The sequence below is a fragment of the Sphingomonas koreensis genome (genome assembly GCF_002797435.1).
In the GTDB taxonomy this organism is placed as follows: domain Bacteria; phylum Pseudomonadota; class Alphaproteobacteria; order Sphingomonadales; family Sphingomonadaceae; genus Sphingomonas; species Sphingomonas koreensis.
Genome location: NZ_PGEN01000001.1, coordinates 2,532,998 through 2,549,736, shown reverse-complemented (window position 1 = coordinate 2,549,736; position 16,739 = coordinate 2,532,998). Strand labels below are relative to the sequence as shown.

At 66.8% G+C, this 16,739-nt stretch carries 17 protein-coding genes; 7 read left to right on the top strand and 10 right to left on the bottom strand.

Annotated features, from left to right (window positions below; genetic code table 11):
• Nucleotides 1-7: 7 nt before the first annotated feature.
• Complete coding sequence (locus BDW16_RS12160; RefSeq protein ID WP_066572347.1) at nt 8-934, bottom strand: transglutaminase family protein; 927 nt, start codon at nt 932-934, stop codon at nt 8-10.
• Entirely contained in the window at nt 934-3,420 is a 2,487-nt protein-coding gene (locus BDW16_RS12155) for a circularly permuted type 2 ATP-grasp protein (RefSeq protein ID WP_066572880.1), read from the bottom strand. The genes BDW16_RS12160 and BDW16_RS12155 overlap by 1 nt, the downstream gene beginning before the upstream one ends.
• A 117-nt stretch (nt 3,421-3,537) precedes the next feature.
• Between BDW16_RS12155 and BDW16_RS12150 the strand changes: the two genes are divergently transcribed.
• The 4 genes from BDW16_RS12150 to BDW16_RS12135 all read left to right on the top strand — a co-directional run bounded on the left by BDW16_RS12150 (nt 3,538) and on the right by BDW16_RS12135 (nt 6,699).
• Nucleotides 3,538-5,058, top strand: coding sequence for a sodium:solute symporter family transporter (locus tag BDW16_RS12150; RefSeq protein ID WP_066572349.1), 1,521 nt, complete (start codon nt 3,538-3,540; stop codon nt 5,056-5,058).
• Between the two features lie 68 nt (nt 5,059-5,126).
• Complete coding sequence (locus BDW16_RS12145) at nt 5,127-5,333, top strand: helix-turn-helix transcriptional regulator (RefSeq protein ID WP_066572350.1); 207 nt, start codon at nt 5,127-5,129, stop codon at nt 5,331-5,333.
• Nucleotides 5,323-5,745 (top strand): hypothetical protein, encoded by a 423-nt coding sequence (locus tag BDW16_RS12140; protein ID WP_066572353.1) that lies wholly within the window; start codon nt 5,323-5,325, stop codon nt 5,743-5,745. The genes BDW16_RS12145 and BDW16_RS12140 overlap by 11 nt, the downstream gene beginning before the upstream one ends.
• A gap of 33 nt (nt 5,746-5,778) precedes the next feature.
• Nucleotides 5,779-6,699 carry a TraB/GumN family protein gene (locus BDW16_RS12135; RefSeq protein WP_066572355.1) on the top strand — a complete coding sequence of 307 codons (921 nt, stop codon included), beginning with the start codon at nt 5,779-5,781 and terminating at the stop codon, nt 6,697-6,699.
• A gap of 28 nt (nt 6,700-6,727) precedes the next feature.
• On the opposite strand, the gene BDW16_RS12130 is transcribed toward BDW16_RS12135, so the two are convergent.
• The 6 genes from BDW16_RS12130 to BDW16_RS12105 are packed head-to-tail and all read right to left on the bottom strand — an operon-like array spanning nt 6,728 to nt 11,879.
• On the bottom strand, nt 6,728-7,840 hold the full coding sequence (locus BDW16_RS12130; protein WP_083954113.1) for a sialidase family protein: 1,113 nt from the start codon (nt 7,838-7,840) through the stop codon (nt 6,728-6,730).
• 44 nt (nt 7,841-7,884) lie between these two features.
• Complete coding sequence (locus BDW16_RS12125; RefSeq protein WP_066572358.1) at nt 7,885-8,643, bottom strand: exonuclease domain-containing protein; 759 nt, start codon at nt 8,641-8,643, stop codon at nt 7,885-7,887.
• Between the two features lie 48 nt (nt 8,644-8,691).
• Nucleotides 8,692-9,321 carry a GNAT family N-acetyltransferase gene (locus tag BDW16_RS12120; RefSeq protein WP_066572361.1) on the bottom strand — a complete coding sequence of 210 codons (630 nt, stop codon included), beginning with the start codon at nt 9,319-9,321 and terminating at the stop codon, nt 8,692-8,694.
• A gap of 10 nt (nt 9,322-9,331) precedes the next feature.
• Entirely contained in the window at nt 9,332-10,714 is a 1,383-nt protein-coding gene (pgmG, locus tag BDW16_RS12115; protein WP_066572364.1) for a phosphoglucomutase/phosphomannomutase PgmG, read from the bottom strand.
• 54 nt (nt 10,715-10,768) lie between these two features.
• Nucleotides 10,769-11,068, bottom strand: coding sequence for a J domain-containing protein (locus BDW16_RS12110; RefSeq protein WP_307693675.1), 300 nt, complete (start codon nt 11,066-11,068; stop codon nt 10,769-10,771).
• Between the two features lie 10 nt (nt 11,069-11,078).
• On the bottom strand, nt 11,079-11,879 hold the full coding sequence (locus tag BDW16_RS12105) for a division plane positioning ATPase MipZ (protein WP_066572367.1): 801 nt from the start codon (nt 11,877-11,879) through the stop codon (nt 11,079-11,081).
• An 81-nt stretch (nt 11,880-11,960) separates the two neighbouring features.
• Between BDW16_RS12105 and panC the strand changes: the two genes are divergently transcribed.
• Together panC and BDW16_RS12095 are read left to right on the top strand one after the other, a co-directional pair.
• Complete coding sequence (gene panC, locus BDW16_RS12100; RefSeq protein ID WP_066572370.1) at nt 11,961-12,800, top strand: pantoate--beta-alanine ligase; 840 nt, start codon at nt 11,961-11,963, stop codon at nt 12,798-12,800.
• Nucleotides 12,801-12,878: 78 nt separating this feature from the next.
• Nucleotides 12,879-13,175 (top strand): SEL1-like repeat protein, encoded by a 297-nt coding sequence (locus BDW16_RS12095; RefSeq protein WP_066572371.1) that lies wholly within the window; start codon nt 12,879-12,881, stop codon nt 13,173-13,175.
• Here BDW16_RS12095 and BDW16_RS12090 read toward each other — a convergent pair whose 3' ends face one another.
• Together BDW16_RS12090 and topA are read right to left on the bottom strand one after the other, a co-directional pair.
• Nucleotides 13,176-13,625 (bottom strand): GNAT family N-acetyltransferase, encoded by a 450-nt coding sequence (locus BDW16_RS12090; protein ID WP_100362756.1) that lies wholly within the window; start codon nt 13,623-13,625, stop codon nt 13,176-13,178.
• Complete coding sequence (topA, locus tag BDW16_RS12085; protein WP_066572373.1) at nt 13,622-16,171, bottom strand: type I DNA topoisomerase; 2,550 nt, start codon at nt 16,169-16,171, stop codon at nt 13,622-13,624. Before topA ends, BDW16_RS12090 begins: the two co-directional genes overlap by 4 nt.
• Nucleotides 16,172-16,307: 136 nt before the next feature.
• Here topA and BDW16_RS12080 point away from each other — a divergent pair, with 136 nt between their 5' ends.
• A complete protein-coding gene (locus tag BDW16_RS12080) occupies nt 16,308-16,736 on the top strand; it encodes a hemerythrin domain-containing protein (RefSeq protein ID WP_066572374.1) in 429 nt (142 codons plus the stop codon).
• Nucleotides 16,737-16,739 lie beyond the last annotated feature (3 nt).

Sequence of the window (16,739 nt, the reverse complement as noted above, 5' to 3'; positions counted from 1 at the left end):
TGGCGTGTTACCCCGCTACATCGGCCCGTGGAGCCGTGGTTGCAAGTGACGCCGCGCCATCGAGCGGCTCGACGTCCACCGAAACCTGCATGTCCTGCGCGCCATATCCCAGGATGATGCCGTCGATCGGCGCGATATCCGCATAGTCCCGCCCGATCGCGATGATCACGTGATCGCTCGCCATCCAGATGCCGTTGGTCGGATCCAGCCCGACCCAGCCGCGTTCGGGCCCGCACCACAGCAGGACCCAGGCGTGCGTTGCGTCCGCACCCACCAGCCTGGGCTGGCCGGGCGGCGGGAGCGTGCGCAGATAGCCCGAGGCATAGGCGGCGGGCAGGCCTGCAGCCCGCAGGCCCGAGATCATGATCTGCGCGAAATCCTGGCACACGCCGCCACGCTTCACGAAAGCCTCGTGCGGCGGGGTATCGACCAGGGTCGCCGCCGGATCGAACTCGAACTCCGCCTGGATGCGGCACGCGAGCGCGATCCCCGCCTCCAGTGCGCCGCGCGCCGGATCGAGGTCCTGCGCGCACCAGGCGGCGATATCGGGATCGAGCGGGATCAATGGCGAAGGGAAAAGATAGGATGCCGGGCTCGCGGGGCCCGCATCCCTGCTTTCGCGCGCCTGGCGCGCGATCTGCGCCAGAGTCGGATCGCCCGGCGCGGGTTCCGGAACCGGCCGGTCGACGGTGATCTTGCAGCGGCTCTCGATCGTCAGACTGTTCGCGGCCTGCTCGATCACCAGCCGCACGACATTGGCGAGGCCGGCCTCGGCGCGCGCAGGGGCGGTGCGGCCGCCCGGCTCGACGCTCAGGTCATAGTCGTGCAGCTGCTGCCCCGACCAGTGGATCGGCTTGAGGCGCAGGTTGCAGCGCGCAAAGCCGACAGGCTCGGCATAATCGAAGCGGGTGACGTGGCGGATCGAGTAGAGCATCAGGCGAGTACGAGGCCCGCGGCACGCAGCGGCTCGGACCCTTGCAGGAAATAGCGGCGCGCGATCGCGTCGGACAGCGACCCGAGCCGGCTCCCGATCTCCGCCAGCCTGGACTCGTCGAGCGCAGCCGCCTGAGCGATCGAAACGATCGCGGAAAGCTCGGCCGCATGCGCCTGTTGCGGCTCGGCAAGCCCGTCGTCGGACAGCACCGGCAACCTTGCCAGATGCTCGGCGATGGCCGACACCTGATAGGCGATGCCGCGCGGATTGCCGGGATCGAGCGCGACCAGATCGAGCACCGGTACGCGCGCGATTCCGGTCAGGTAGCGCTGGCGATAACTGATCTGGCTGTCGGCCAGATCGAGCAGCGTCGACAAATCGTCGCTGGTCGCCTGCGGCCGGCCGAACGCGCCGATCGCGCGGATCGCGGACATCGCCCGCTCGATCCGTCGGCCAAGATCGTGGAATCGCCAGGCATCGGTGCGCCCGAGATGCTCGGCCCCCAGGCCGGCCAGCGCATAATAGCGCCGTTGCGCCGAGCCCGCCCGGTCGAGCGCGCCGCCCTTCATCGGGAAGGGGGCGTCGAGCAGGCGGATCATGTCCGCCGAAAGCCGGTCGCGGCTGATCGCACCGATCCCGCGCGCCTGGCGGTTGATCGCGCGCACGCTGTACCAGCCCTCGTCCGCCTCCATCGCGGTGCGCGCAAAATGGCTGAGGTCGGCGCGATTGAGGCTGGGCGGGGGCGGCGCGGCCCCCTTCTGCACCACCAGATTGACGAGCTGCTGCACCGTTTCGGGCGACAAGGCCGCACCGGTATCGGCACTGATCGAATGGCCGAGCAACGAACGGATCAGGCCCAGCAGCGCCTCGCCCCGCTCCAGATAACGACCAAGCCAGAAGAGGTTGTCGGCGACACGGCTGGGCAGGGTGCCGGGGTTTCGGCGGAGCTGCGTCGTGTCATCCGACGACAGCAGCGTCACCGGCGCAACCGGCTCCGGGCCGTAGATCACGACATCCGCCGACCAGCTTCCCTCGCCCATCACCGCGGCGCGTTCGTCGGCATGCTCGCCGATCTGGGCGAAGCCGCCGGGCAGCACCTGCCAGCCGCCATCGGGCCGCCGCGCCGCGAACGCACGCAACGTGAACGGCCGCGCGGTCAGCCCCGAATCGCCGACGACGGGCATGGTCGACAGACGCACCACTTCGCGCCCGACATAGTCCTGCGGACGCCGCTCCAGATCGGCCAGCAGCGCCGCGCGTTGCGCCTCGCTGAGGTCCGACCCGAGCAGCGCGGCGCCGTCGGGCAGCATGTTGGTCGGCACGCCGAACGCCGGCGCAATCAGCATGTTGGAAAGGTCGCCCGCCACATCGGCACGCTCGCGCTCCTGCCCGCACCACCAGGTCGCGATATTGGCGAGCCTCAGCTCCTCCCCGGTCAGCCGCGTGCTGAGCCGCGGCAGGAAGGCCGCGAATGCCGGCGCCTCAAGCATCCCCGCACCGGGCGAGTTGGTCACCACCACCTCGTCCGCCGCCATCGCATCGACCAGCCCCGGTACGCCCACGCCCGAATGCGAATCGAAGGCCAACGGATCGATCAGGCGCGGATCGACGCGATGCCACAGCGCATCGACGCGCTTGAGGCCTGCAACAGTCCGCAGATAGACGCGGTCGTCGAGCACGGCGAGATCGCCGCCCTCGACCAGCGGGAAGCCGAGATAGCGCGCCAGATGCGCCTGTTCGGCATAGCTGGGGGTGAAACGCCCGGGCGTCAGCAGCACGATGCGCGGCTCGGCGCGGCGGCAGCGCGCCGAAAGGCCATCGCGGAATGCGGCGAAGAACGGCGCATGCCGTTCGATGTTGAGGCGGGTCTGCAGGCCACCGAGCATCCGCGACATCGCCAGCCGGTTCTCGAGCGCGTAACCCGCCCCCACCGGCGCGCGCAGCTGATCGGCGAGCACCCGCCACTCCCCCGCAGGCCCGCGGCAGAGGTCCACGGCGACGAAGTTGAGATGGTAGCCGCCGGGCGGAGACAGTCCCATCATCGGCCGCAGGAAATGCGGGCTGCCGGTCAGCAGCGCCGCGGGAATATTGCCGCCCGAGACCAGCTTCTGCTCGCCATAGCAATCGGCGAGCACCGCTTCGAGCAGATCGGCACGCTGCGCAACCCCGGCGGCGATCGCGTCCCATTCGGCGCGCGCGATCAACAATGGCACCGGCGACAGCGGCCAGGGACGCTCCTCCCCCTCACCCGCGATGCGGAAGCCGGTGCCGATATCCTCGGCATGGCGCTGTGCGCGTTCGCGCGCGCTGGCGAGATCGTCACCCGATCGCCCCGCGAGTTCCTCGAACAGCGCGGTCCAGGCAGGATCGTCACGCCCGGCGGCGTAGAGCATATCGGTAGCGGGCGTCGCGGCGCGGTAGTCCGCCACCCAGCGCGCGGCGATCGCCGCCGCATCGTTTGTGGATGTCGTTGCAGCGCTTGCCAAATCCACCGCCCTTTCCGGCGCGCGTTGTGGCGGCAATGGCATGATGGCGCAATAAAGATCGGCTTGCCGCGATCAGATGGCGGGTGACGACGCGCCAGGCTTTGCTACAAACCCGAAATGAACCCGCAATTCGCTCCGCTCGACTGGCTGGTGGTCGGGCTCTACGTGCTGGTGCTGCTGATCGGCGGCTGGCTGTTTTCGCGCTTCAAGGCCGACGACGCACGCGACTATTTCCTCGCAGGGCGGACGATACCGGCATGGCTTGCGGCAGTGTCGGTGCTCTCGGCCACGCAATCGGCGGCAACCTTTCTCGGCGCGCCCGATCAGGGCTATCGCGGCGACTACAGCTATCTCGGCGCGGTGCTGGCGCCGGTGCTGGCAGCCTTCTTCGTCGCGCATGTGCTGATCCCGCGCTTCTACGCGATGCGCGCGACGACGGTGTACGAGCTGCTCGAAGCGCGGTTCGACGCCCGCGCCAAGCACTGGGCGGGGGGCATGTTCCTGATCGGGCGGGTGCTGGCGGGCGGTGCGCGCGTCTATCTGGCGGCCATCGCCATCGCGATGGTCGCGTTCGGGAGCATCGATGCGCAGGCGATCATTTTCTCCGCAGCCGCGGTGATGCTGGTCAGCTTTCTCTTCACCTTCCACGGCGGGTTGAAGTCGGTGATCTGGAACGATCTGATCCAGTTCGTGATCTATGCCGGGTCCGCCGTCGCGGTGCTGGTCTTCCTGCGGCTGTCGATCCCTGCCTCCAATGCCGAGCTGATCGCAGCGCTGTCGAACACGCCCGAGGGGGTGAACAAGCTTCGGCTGCTCGACTTCTCGACCGATCTGTCGAAGCCGTTCACCGTGCTGGCGATCTTCACCGGGCTGTTCCTGCTCAATGTCGCCAATGCGGGACTCGATCAGGATACCACCCAGCGCCTGCTCGCGAGCCCGGACGCAAAGGCCGGTGCACGCGGCCTGATCTACTCGCAGCTGGCCAGCGTGCCGCTGATCGCAATGTTCGTGACGATCGGCCTGCTGCTCTACGTCTTCTATAATCGGCCCGACCTGATGGGCGCCGACAACCAGGCGGCGACGAGCTTTGCAGGCGAGAAGATCACCGTCTTCGTCCACTATATTCTGACGCAGGTGCCGCCGGGGCTGCGCGGCCTGGTCACGATCGGCGTGACTGCCGCAGCCGTCGCCACCACCAACTCCGCGCTCAACGCCATGTCGTCGGTGATGATCAGCGACTTCTACAAGCCCTGGCGCGAGCGGCGCGGAGAGGCCAGCCCCAAACATTATGTTCATGCCGGCCGCTGGGGGATGGCGCTCGTCGGCCTCGCCATGTTCGCGATGGCGGTGCTGAGCTTCTACTGGCAACGCCACACCGACATGCCGCTGCTCGAGTTCGCGTTGCAGGTAATGGTGTTCGCCTATGCCGGGTTGCTCGGCGTCTATTTCGTCGCGGTGTTCACGGCGCGCGGATCGAGCGGATCGGTGATTGCAGGGCTGATCGCAGGCTTCGTGACGGTGTTTCTGCTTCAGCCCTTCGTGCTTGGCCCCACAGGGCTCGCCTTCCCCTATCAGCTGTGCATCGGGACACTCGCCTCGGCGATCGTCACCGCAATTCCGCGTGTCAGGGCTGCTTGACATATGTCATGTGTCCATGACATATAGTCAGTTGTCGATGACAAATCGTCACGGGTAACTGACACAAGATGCAGAACAGGCTGCGAGTGCTGCGCGCGGAACGCAATTGGAGCCAGGCGGAACTTGGCGGCCATCTGGGCGTGTCGCGGCAGGCGGTGAACGCGATCGAGACGGGGAAATACGATCCCTCGCTCCCGCTCGCCTTCCGCATCGCGCGGCTGTTCGATCTGCGGATCGAGGAGATTTTCGAGGATGAGGGCGGCGATGCAGTCTGAACCACGCAACGGGCTGGCGGCCGCGAAGGCGCGCAGGCTCCGGCTTCAGCTGATCCTCGGCGGGCTGATGGGAGCGGGCGCGGTGCTCGGCTTCTTCTCCGCGATGTTCGAGGTCGATGGCGGCGGCTTCATGGAAGGGATTCCGGCGGGCTGGGCGATCGCAGCGACGGTGATCCTGCTCGGCGCGCTCGGCTATGGCGGCTGGCGCTACAACCTCGCCACCGACGAGCTCGACCGGCGCGACAACCAATGGGCAGCGGCGGTGGCGCTCAATTTCTACATCGGCGGCTATGCCAGCTGGTATCTCTGGTGGCGCGGCGGGCTGGTGCCGGAACCGCAGCATCAGACCGTGTTCGTGGCGACGATGGCGGTGATGCTGCTGGCCTATGGCTACAAGAAGCTGCGGCCCTGAATTTTCACCGAATCGATTCAACTGGAGGGATGAATGACGAATATGTTCCTGCGCGCGGGTTCCGCGATCGCGCTTCTCTTTGCCGCGCCGGCGCTCGCCCAACAGGCGTCGCCGCCCGCCGCGCCCGCCGCGGTCGAGACCAAGGATGCGGATCCGGCCTTGTGGGTGGTCAAGGATGAAGACACCACCATCTACCTGTTCGGCACCGTCCATATCCTGAAGCCCGGCCTCTCCTGGTTCGACGAGGCGGTGAAAAAGGCGTTCGACGAGAGCGGCGAGCTGGTGACCGAGCTGGGGCTGATGCCCGATCCGGCAGCTGCCCAGCCACTGATCGTCAAGTACGGCGTCAACGCCACCGGCCCGACGCTGACCGAGAAGCTGCCCGCCGACAAGCGCGCCGCGTTCGCCAAGGCAGTCGCCGATCTCGGCCTGCCGCTGGCCGTGGTCGACCGCTTCGATCCCTGGCTGGCGAGCGTGCAGCTGTCGATGATGACGCTGGTCAAGCAGGGCTACAACCCGCAGTCGGGCGCCGAGGAAGCGCTGCACGGCGCGGCAAAGGCAGCAGGCAAGCCGATCACCGGTCTGGAAACGATGGAGGAGCAGTTCAGCTTCTTCGATTCGCTCTCGGAGGAAGCGCAGATCAAATATCTGGTGGAGACGGTCGACAAGCTGGCCGAGGCGGGATCGATCCTCGACAAGATGGTCGCCGAATGGGCGCAGGGCGACGCCGACGGACTGGCAGTATTGATGAACGAAGGCTTCACCGGGAGCCCCGAGGCGGTGAAGAAGCTGCTTACCGATCGTAACGCGCGCTGGGCGGAGTGGATCGGCAAGCGGCTGGACAAGCCGGGCACGGTGTTCGTCGCGGTGGGCGCGGGCCATCTGGCGGGCAAGGGCAGCGTCCAGGCCTATCTCGCCGACCGCAAGATCAAGGCGACGCGAATCGAATATTGATCGCAGCGCCGCCGTGACCGGGTCTCCCCTATGGCCCGGTCACGGCATCCGCGTCAGCTGCAGTACCGCGCGGCAGCCGTGCCGGATCGAGCACGATGTGCCGGATCCGCTTGCGGTCCCAAGTGTAAGTGATGTGCACGCGCCCGTCGCGCGCCTGCATCACCGCAGGATAGGCATAGCCCGCCCCGAGCGGTTTGCTCTCCAGCGTCAGCAGCTTGTGCCAGCGCTCTCCATCGTCGGAAACGGCAACGTTGATCGGGTAGCGAAAGCCCTTGCTCGGCCTGCCCATGCTATGCGCGCTGTGGTTGTAGACGATCAGCTGGCGCCCGTCGGCCAGCGTCACCGCGTCCGTCCCCGAATTGGGATTGGGCAGATCGATCGCCGACAGGGCCGACCAGCTCTTGCCACCGTCCTTCGACCAGCTCGCGGCGAGCACGCCTTCGCGGGTGCGCGCGACCGCCTGAAGCCGCCCGTCCTTGTGGAACAGGATGCTCGGCTGGATCGCGTCGATCCCTTCGGGCGATTCGACCGGGGCGCTCGCCTGCCAGGTCCGCCCCTGATCGCCGCTGCGTTCGAAATGGAGCGTCCAGCGGTTCCCCGCCTTCTCGGTGCTGGCGGGTGACAGCCAGCTTCCATCGGCCAGTTCGACGGGCTTGTTCTTGATCGGTCCGAGAATCCCGTCGGGCAGACGTCTCGGCTTGCTCCATGTCCGGCCATCGTCGGTCGATCTGATCACCATCCCCCACCAGCTCTGCGGGCTGGGACCGACCTTGTAGAACAGCGTGAGCGGGCCCGTACGAGGCTGGAACAGCACCGGGTTCCAGGCAGGGAGCCGGCTGCCGTCCGGCTGCCTGCCGGTCGCGACGCTGACAGCAGGCCGCCACACGCCACCCTCGTAACGCGCGACATAGATCTCGACGTCGGGGTTGCGCTCCTTGGTTCCGCCGAACCACGCGGCCAGGATCGTGCCCGCGCGGGTCTCGACGATCGTCGAGGCGTGAACCTCGGCATAGGGTGCGGTGGTGAAGGTGAAGCCGCTGCTCAGCACCGGCGGCGGCGCCTCCTGCGGAGATGCCCTCACGGCGAGCGGGAGCAGCGTCAGGGCGAGCGCGATCGACGCGCGGCATGCGGGCTTGAACATATAGTCATACTAATAGAGGACGCGGCGGCGTCCAGCCCGCTTGTTCAGAAGAGCACGGGCTGCCGGTCCGGCCGCAGCACGCGGCCATGCCCTCGCCGACGCTCAAGCTCGACCTCGGCGGTATAGCGGATGTCGGGATCGCGATCCTGCAGGAAGGCGTCGAGCGAATCGTCGTCGATCTCACTCCATTCCTTGCCGCGATCCGGGCCGTAGCGGACCCGCGGGAGCAATCCGGGCAGCTTCGACCATTCGATCAGCTGCGCGACGCTGACCGAGTTGAGCATGTCGCGCAGATGGTGTGCCGTCACATAGGCGTCGGGAAAGGCGCGATGCGCCGGCAGGCCGCGTTCATGCTCCAGCCCCTCCGGCATGCGGTAGTAGCGCAGGAACTGGTTGGAGAAGCCGGGGCTGTCGCTCCACAGCCTCAGTGCGCATTTATAGGTGCAGATCCAGTCGGCGCCGCGGGTGAGCGCCGGGGTGCAGAACTGCTCCTCGAAGCTCGCGCGATGCGCCGCCAGTGCGACACGACGCGGCCAGGGATCGAGGATCGGGCGGGCGACATCGTGCCACCATGGCGCGTCGGCGACATCCTCGTCGCGGATATGGTGGATCGCCATGGTCAGCGGCGGAATCGGGCGGCCGGGATTGACCATCCGGCTGCCGCCCTCGCCATAGAGCTCCCAGCGCCCGTCTATACCCAGTGCGACGTCCTGCCAGCCGATTTCGCATACGGCGTGCGCCGGCGGTTTATCGCCGGTGGTCTCGAGGTCGATGACGCGGATGATCTGGGGCGGAGGGGCCATGGCGTCTAAGTGGGAGGTAGCGCGGCGAAAAGCGAGTCGAAACGCGGATCAGGCGGCCGGGATTTCCGCGGTGACGAAAGGCGAGACGACGGTCCAGCCCAGCGTGGCGTAGAGCGCGCGGCCGTCGTCGGTGGCGACGAGCAGCTCGGTGGCGGCATCGTCCCCCCTGGTCTCGCGCAGCGCCGCCATCACGACACGCCCCAATCCCCGGCGGCGATGATCCGGCTCGGTGATGATCCGGTCATAGACGAAGACGCCCGCAGCCTCCGCCGCAGTCCCGCTCGCGGCCAATGCACCATCGGATGCGAGAATTTCGACGCGGCTGCCGCGTGAATCGCGCTTGAGCTGCAGCACATAGTCGGCGGGCAATGCAGCGGTTGGCGACTGCGTCTCCGGTCCCCGCATGACATAGCCCGGCTCGTTCTGGAGCCGCCAGCGCGGGGGCAGCAACGCGAGCAGCTGCTCGCCAGTGCCGCACAGCTTGAGGAAATGGCCGGGCGCGTCGAGCAGGTGCCCCAGCTCCGACAAGCCATTGCCGGGCCGGGTGAACGCCCAGCGGCGGATTTCGACCTCGCCGCCGGTATCGACGCGGAAGCCGCCATGATCCGCCACCGGAGCGGGCAAGCCCCGCGCGATCGAACGCGCGGCGAGCCAGCCGAACAGCAGGACGTCGTCCAATGCGCCCGCTTCAGTGCGCTGCCTGCGGACCGCGCTTCAGCCCGCTCGCCTCAAGCTGGGCGTCGATCTGCGCGAGCAGGCGGTCGAGCGCCTCCTGGCTGCGCGCCTCTGCGCGCGCGACCAGCACATCCTGCGTGTTCGACGCGCGCAGCAACCACCAGCCGTCAGGCGTGTTGACCCGGGCGCCGTCGGTGTCGTTGACGTCGGCCCCGGTTGCCTTGAGCCGATCGAGTACCTCATCGATCACTGCGAACTTGCGGCTCTCATCGACCTGGAAGCGCATTTCCGGCGTGTTGACGAAGGCAGGCATATTGCCGCGAATCTCGGTCAGCGACGTACCGATCAGATGGACGGCGTTGATCAGCTGCACCGCCGCATATTGCGCATCGTCGAAGCCGTAATAATCCTGCGCGAAGAAGATATGGCCGCTCATCTCGCCGGCGAGCGGCGAATGGGTTTCCTTCATCTTGGTCTTCACCAGGCTGTGGCCGGTCTTCCACATCAGCGGCTGGCCACCCAGCTCCGCGACGCGGTCGAACAGCATCTGAGAGGCCTTCACGTCGGCGATGATCGTCGCACCGGGCGCTTTCTTCAGAACAGGTTCGGCCAGAATGGACAGAAGCTGATCGCCCCAGATCACGCGGCCTTCGCCGTCGATCGCGCCGATCCGGTCGCCGTCGCCGTCGAAAGCCAGTCCGAAATCGAGGTTCTTCTCCGCGACCAGGCGCCGCAGGTCCGCCAGATTCTTCTCTTCGGTAGGATCGGGGTGATGGTTCGGAAAATTGCCGTCTACATCGGTGAACAGCGTATGATGCTCACCCGGCAGGAGCTGTACCAGCTTCTCGATCACCGGGCCGGCGGCGCCATTGCCGGTATCCCAGCCGATGCGGAACGTGCCGCCCGCATAGCCGGCGAACAGGCGGCCGACATAATCATCGAGGATGTCCGCATCGCTGACGGTGCCCTCACCCTCGTCCCAGTCGCCAGCCTCGGCAAGCTTGCCGATCTCCTGAATGTCCTGGCCGAAAAAGGGACGGTGCTGAAACACCATCTTGAAGCCGTTGTAGTCGCCGGGATTATGGCTGCCGGTTATCTGTATGCCGCCATCGACCTCTAGGATCGCCTCGGCATAATAGAGCATCGGCGTCGGGCCCATACCGACGCGCACGACGTCGCAGCCCGATGCGGTGAGACCCTCCACCAGCGCTGCTTCGAGTTCGGGCGAGGAGACGCGGCCGTCACGGCCCACTGCCACGCGATGCCCGCCCGCGCGGCGCAGCAGCGTCGCGAAGCCGCGGCCGATCGCACGCGCATCGTCCGGCCCCAGCGTCTTTCCGACGATGCCGCGGATATCATACTCGCGAAGCGAGGTCGGATCGAAACGATGCGTCACATGGGCCTCCGGGGTGAATCGATAACCGCCAAATTCGCGAGCGGCACGGAAAGTTCAATCGCCAGTTTTGGGAAGCAGCCGGTCACGCGCGGCGTTGACCTGGCGCGTCAGTTCCGGCGAGCCGCCGCGATCGGGGTGAACGCTGGCGATCAGCTTGCGATGCGCGGCGCGGATCTCGTCCGGACCGGCATTGGGACCGACCCCGAGCACGGCGCGCGCGTCCGCATCAGGTCCGGCAGGCGGCGGCGGGACCGGCGCCGGCTTGGGCGTACCGGGCAATGGGCGCCCCCAGCCATGCCACATGCGCCAGCCGAGCCAGCCGATGGCAATGGCGGTGAGAAGCTTCCAGATCACCGCTGCGTCCTCATGCAAAGACGGGGATGGTGCTGACGGTTTCCGGCAAAGCGAGGCCGGCCATCATCTCGCGCAGCTCCTGACGCGCGGCGACATGGGCCAGTCCCATCTGCCCGAATTCGCGCGCATCGAGCATCGTCAGCCCCTTGGGGAACAGCTCGCGATAGATGACGCGTTCGCTGAGGCCGGGGATGACGCGGAAACCGACGCGCTTGGCGAGCTGGTCGATCGCCTCGGACACGCGCTTCATGTTTCGTGCCTCGATATGCTGCATGCGGTTGCGCAGGACGACCCAGTCGATCGTCGCCCCATCGGCCTTGGCGCGACGCTTCCGCGAATCCCAGATCAGCTCCGAATAGAAACTGGGGCGAACAACCTTGAACGTGTCGGGATCGACATGCCCGATCAGGTCGAAATCGACGAAGCTGTCGTTCATCGGCGTCACCAGCGTATCCGCATTGGTGATCGCGATCCGGCCGAACTTGTCGTCGCGGCCGGGCGTATCGATGATCAGGAAGTCGCTGTCGGCCCCCAGCCGCTCGAGCGACTCGGAGAAGCGATCGTTGCTCTCGCCGTCATGCGTCTCGTAGCGCGGCATCGGCAGCTCGCGCCCGCTGCGCTTGATCGACTCGGCGCGGTTGTCGAGATAGCGGCCCAGCGTCCGCTGGCGATGATCGAGATCGAGACAGCCAACCCGCGCGCCCCGCGCCGCCAGCGCGATCGCGGTGTGGACGGCGGTGGTGGACTTGCCGGTCCCGCCCTTCTCGTTTGCGAAGACGATCACATGCAACGGATTCGACGCTTCGCCCACCGATTAACTTCCTTGATTGATCCCTGGGCCTCCCCCCCATAGAAGGCCGCGCTTCCCGTCCATATCCAAGGCCTCATTCGCGTGCAAACCGTCCGTCAGCTTCCCGAACTCCGTGATGCCATTTCGGGATATCGTGCGGCCGGAGAGCGAGTCGCGTTCGTTCCGACGATGGGCGCGCTGCATGCCGGGCACATGGCGCTGGTGGCCGAGGCCAAGCTTGCCGGCAACCGCGTGGTCGTGTCGATCTTCGTCAACCCGAAACAGTTCGGGCCGAACGAGGATCTGGCGAAATACCCACGCAAGGAGCAGATCGACTCGCGCATGCTGAGCGATGCCGGGGTCGATCTGCTGTGGCTGCCGCCGGTCGAGGTGATGTATCCCGAGGGGCACTCGACCAACATTTCGGTCGCCGGGGTCAGCGAGCCGCTCGACGGCGCCGCGCGGCCGGGCCATTTCGACGGCGTCGCCACCGTGGTCGCGAAGCTGTTCAACCAGGTGAAGCCCGATGTCGCACTGTTCGGCGAGAAGGATTTCCAGCAGCTCGCCGTGATCCGCCGCATGGTCGCGGACCTCGATTTCGACATCGATGTGCGCGGCGTGCCGACGCAGCGCGACGATGACGGCCTCGCCCTCTCCTCGCGCAACGTCTACCTGATGCCGGAGGATCGCACCGCAGCGGTAGCGTTGCCGCGTGCGCTGGGCGTCGCGGCCAGAGCGATCGAGAAGGGCGACGATACAGAAACCGCCCTGGCGACCGCGCGTGCATCGCTCGAAGCCGCCGGGTTCGAGGTCGATTATGTCGAGCTGGCGGACGCCGAGACGCTGGGTGCGCCGGTCGCAGGCCAGCCGCGCCGCCTGCTCGCCGCCGCACGGATCGGGGGCACGCGGCTCATCGACAACATCGCGGTGGAACCCGCATAAACGTCGTTAACGCTTTGGTTACCATGATTGCCGCAGGCTGCGTCCCATGAGGATACAGATCAAAAGTGGGGCAATGTCATGGGCAACAGTCTTAAGAGCGCACAGTTCCTGATCGATAGCCGGCTGGCCGACGCGGCGCGCGGAAGCGCCGACGCGGCCTATGAGCTCGGCATGGTCTATTCGAGCGGCGCGGCAGGCATCGATGTCGACCTGATCGAAGCGCATAAATGGTTCAATATCGCGGCCCTCAAGGGCAGCGCTCACGCGCCGTACATGCGCGCCGAGGTGGCCGAGGACATGACCGCGCGCGAGATCATCGAAGCGCAGAAGCAGGCCCGTTCCTGGCTGCAGATGACCACGCTGCGCGCTGCGTGATCAACCTGGTGAGGTAATCTCCAGCACCATATCGATCCGGTGCATCCCGGGTCCCCAGCCATCCGGCACATGGGACAATTCGCGTGCACCGAAGCGGGCGAAGAACGGCGCCGAATGCTGGCTCGCCGCAATGTCGAGGGCCGTGGCGCCCCTTCCGTGCGCGTCCGCCATCGCGGCCAGCATCATAGCCCGCCCGATACCCACGCCATGCAATGCGGGATCGATCAGGATCCAGTTGAGATCCGCCCGCCCCGGCAAGCCGGGTGCAACCCCGAACGCGCCGCTGACGACGCCATCCGTCATGCAAACGCGATACGCCGACACCCGATCCAGATACGCCGCATAGTCCGCGCGCTCTCCAGGCGCGAAGAAACGCGGGCAATTGGCGTCGAACAACGCGAGACAGGCTTCCGCGTCCCCCGGAAGGTAATCGCGGAAATCCGGCGTCACGCCTTTGCTGCCGCCTTCTTGCCAGGGGCCTTCTTCGCGGGCGCTTTCTTCGCGGCGGCCTTTTTGGCCGGAGCCTTTCGACCCTTCTTCTTGGCCGGGCCCGCCGCTGCCTTGGCGTCGATCAGCTGCACCGCCTCCTCGAGCGTCAGCGTTGCCTGATCGACAGACTTGGGCAGCGTCGCGTTGGTCGTGCCGTCGGTGAGGTATGGGCCGAAGCGGCCTTCCATCAGCTTGATCTCCGCGCCCGATTCGGGATGGGCGCCAAAGACCTTGAGCGGCTCGCGGCTCGCACCGCGCGCACGCCCGCCGCCTGCCGCCGCCTCGGCCAGCTTGACCACCGCGGCGTTCATGCCCGTCTCGAACACGTCCATCGTCGAGGACAGCCGCGCGTACTTGCCGTCATGCGCCAGATAGGGGCCATAGCGGCCGATCGAGGCAGTGATCGGCTTGCCGCTTTCGGGGTGATCACCGATCGTGCGCGGCAGGCTTAGCAGCCGCACCGCCCAGTCGAGATCGAACTCCGGTATGTCCTTGGGGATGGAGGCGCGTGCCGCTTCCTTGCCCTCGCCGCGCTGGATGTAAGGCCCGAACCGGCCCGAGCGGCGCGAGATGTCCTCGCCCGTCACCGGATCCTGACCGATCACCTCCGGCCCGGTATCGCCACCCTCGGCGCCGCCCGGCTGGCCGAAGCGGCGGGTGAACTTGCACTCGGGATAGTTGGAGCAGGCGACGAACGCGCCGAACTTGCCGCCGCGCAGCGCAAGGCGCCCCTCACCGCATGCCGGGCAGAGGCGCGGATCGCTGCCATCGCCCTTGTCGGGGAAGAGATAGGGTTCGAGGAACTTGTCGAGCGCCTCGGTCACCTCGCTCGGCTTGCGCTCCATCACCTCGTCGGTGCGCGGGCGGAAATCCTTCCAGAACGCCTCGAGCACCGCCTGCCAGCCGGCGCGGCCGCCCGACACATCGTCCAGTTCTTCCTCGAGCCCGGCAGTGAAGTCGTAGTTGACGTATTTCTCGAAGAACCGCTCGAGGAATGCGGTCAGGAGGCGGCCGGTCTCTTCGGCGAAGAAGCGGTTCTTCTCGACGCGGACATAGGCGCGATCCTTGAGCACCTGGATGATCGAGGCATAGGTCGAGGGGCGGCCGATGCCGAGTTCCTCCATCCGCTTGACCAGCGAGGCTTCGGAGAAGCGCGACGGCGGCTGGGTGAAATGCTGTTCGGCATCGACGCCCTTCTTGGCCGGCGTGTCGCCGTTGCGGATCACCGGCAGGCGGCGCGAATCCTCGTCGCCCTCGTCGTCGCGGCCCTCTTCGTAGAGCGCGAGATAGCCGGGGAAGAGCACCACCTGGCCGGTCGCGCGCAGAGCGTCCTGGCCGGTCGGCTCCTCCAGCTCGACCGTGGTGCGCTCAAGCCGTGCCGACGCCATCTGGCTCGCCAGCGCGCGCTTCCAGATCAGGTCGTAGAGCTTGGCATGATCGCCCGATCCCGCCTTGTCGCGGCTGAAATCGGTCGGGCGGATCGCCTCGTGCGCTTCCTGTGCGTTCTTGGCCTTGGTCTGGTACTGGCGCGGCTTGTCCGGGATGTAGCTCGCCTGATAGCGGCCCACGATCGCCTTGCGCGCGGCGTCGATGGCGCTGCCGTCCATCTGCACGCCGTCGGTCCGCATATAGGTGATCGCACCGTCCTCATAGAGCCCCTGCGCGATCCGCATCGTGTGGCTCGCCGAGAAGCCGAGCTTGCGCGCAGCCTCCTGCTGGAGCGTGGACGTCGTGAAGGGCGGCGGCGGGTTGCGCATCGCCGGCTTGGTCTCGACCGAGGCGACGGTGAAGCGCCCCTGCTCGACCGCGGCCTTGGCGCGGTTGGCCGTCCCCTCGTCGCCGATCGAAAGCCGGTCGAGCTTCTTGCCCTCGAACCGCACTAGCCGCGCGTCGAACGCGGTGCCGTCATGCTCGAGATGCGCGGTGACGCTCCAATATTCCTGGGCCTTGAACAGCTCGATCTCGCGCTCGCGCTCGACGATCAGGCGCAGCGCGACCGACTGGACCCGCCCCGCGGACTTGGCGCCCGGCAGCTTGCGCCACAACACCGGCGACAGGGTGAATCCGACCAGATAGTCGAGCGCGCGGCGGGCGCGATAGGCGTCGATCAGGTCAGTATCGAGCTGGCGCGGCGCGGCCATCGCCGCGAGAATCGCAGGCTTGGTGATCGCGTTGAAAGTGACGCGCTCGACTTCCTTGGGCAGCGCCTTCTTCTTCGCCAGCAGCTCCTGCACATGCCACGAAATCGCCTCCCCCTCGCGATCGGGGTCGGTGGCGAGGATCAGGCGGTCGGCCTTCTTCGCCTCATCGGTGATCGCTTTCAGCTGCTTGGCCTTGTCGGCATAGGTCTCCCAGTCCATCGCGAAGCCCTCGTCGGGCTTCACCGATCCATCCTTGGGCGGCAAGTCGCGGACATGGCCGTAGGAAGCGAGGACGCGATAGTCCTTGCCCAGATATTTCTCGATGGTTTTCGCCTTGGCGGGCGATTCGACGATGACCAGCTGCATGGGGTTCCGATTTGAGGCTTCGCGTATACGCGCGAGGATGGGAAGGCGTGCCGCCGGGCGTCAAGAGGCGGATGCGGCGGGTTCTTAACCCATTCCGGTTATCGAATGGTGGGATTCCACCGTTAGGCCAGTCGGAATGCAGTCGTTCGAGGATCTCCTTCACGACCACAGCGCCATCTTCGCGGTGGTCCGGGAGCTTGTGCGGGAAATCGACGACGGAGCCGGCGCCACGGCGCTCTCCGCCCGCCTCGGGCAGCTCGATTCGCTGCTGACCCCGCACCTCGCGATCGAGGACGAGCAGATCTATCCGTTGCTGCTCGCAAGCGACGATGCCGGTCAGCGGATTATGGCGGAGGAGGCGATCAACGCATACGCATCGGTCGCCCGCGACTGGCGCGTTTTCGTCGCGACATGGCACGAGCCGGCGATCGCCGCCGACCGCACTGGCTTCGTGACCGGCCTTCAGGCCCTGCTGGACACGCTTCAGCAGCGCGTGAAGGCGGAGAATGAGATCCTCTACCCCATGGCGCTCCGAGGCGCGCATATCCGGCTGCGCGCGGCCTGAGGC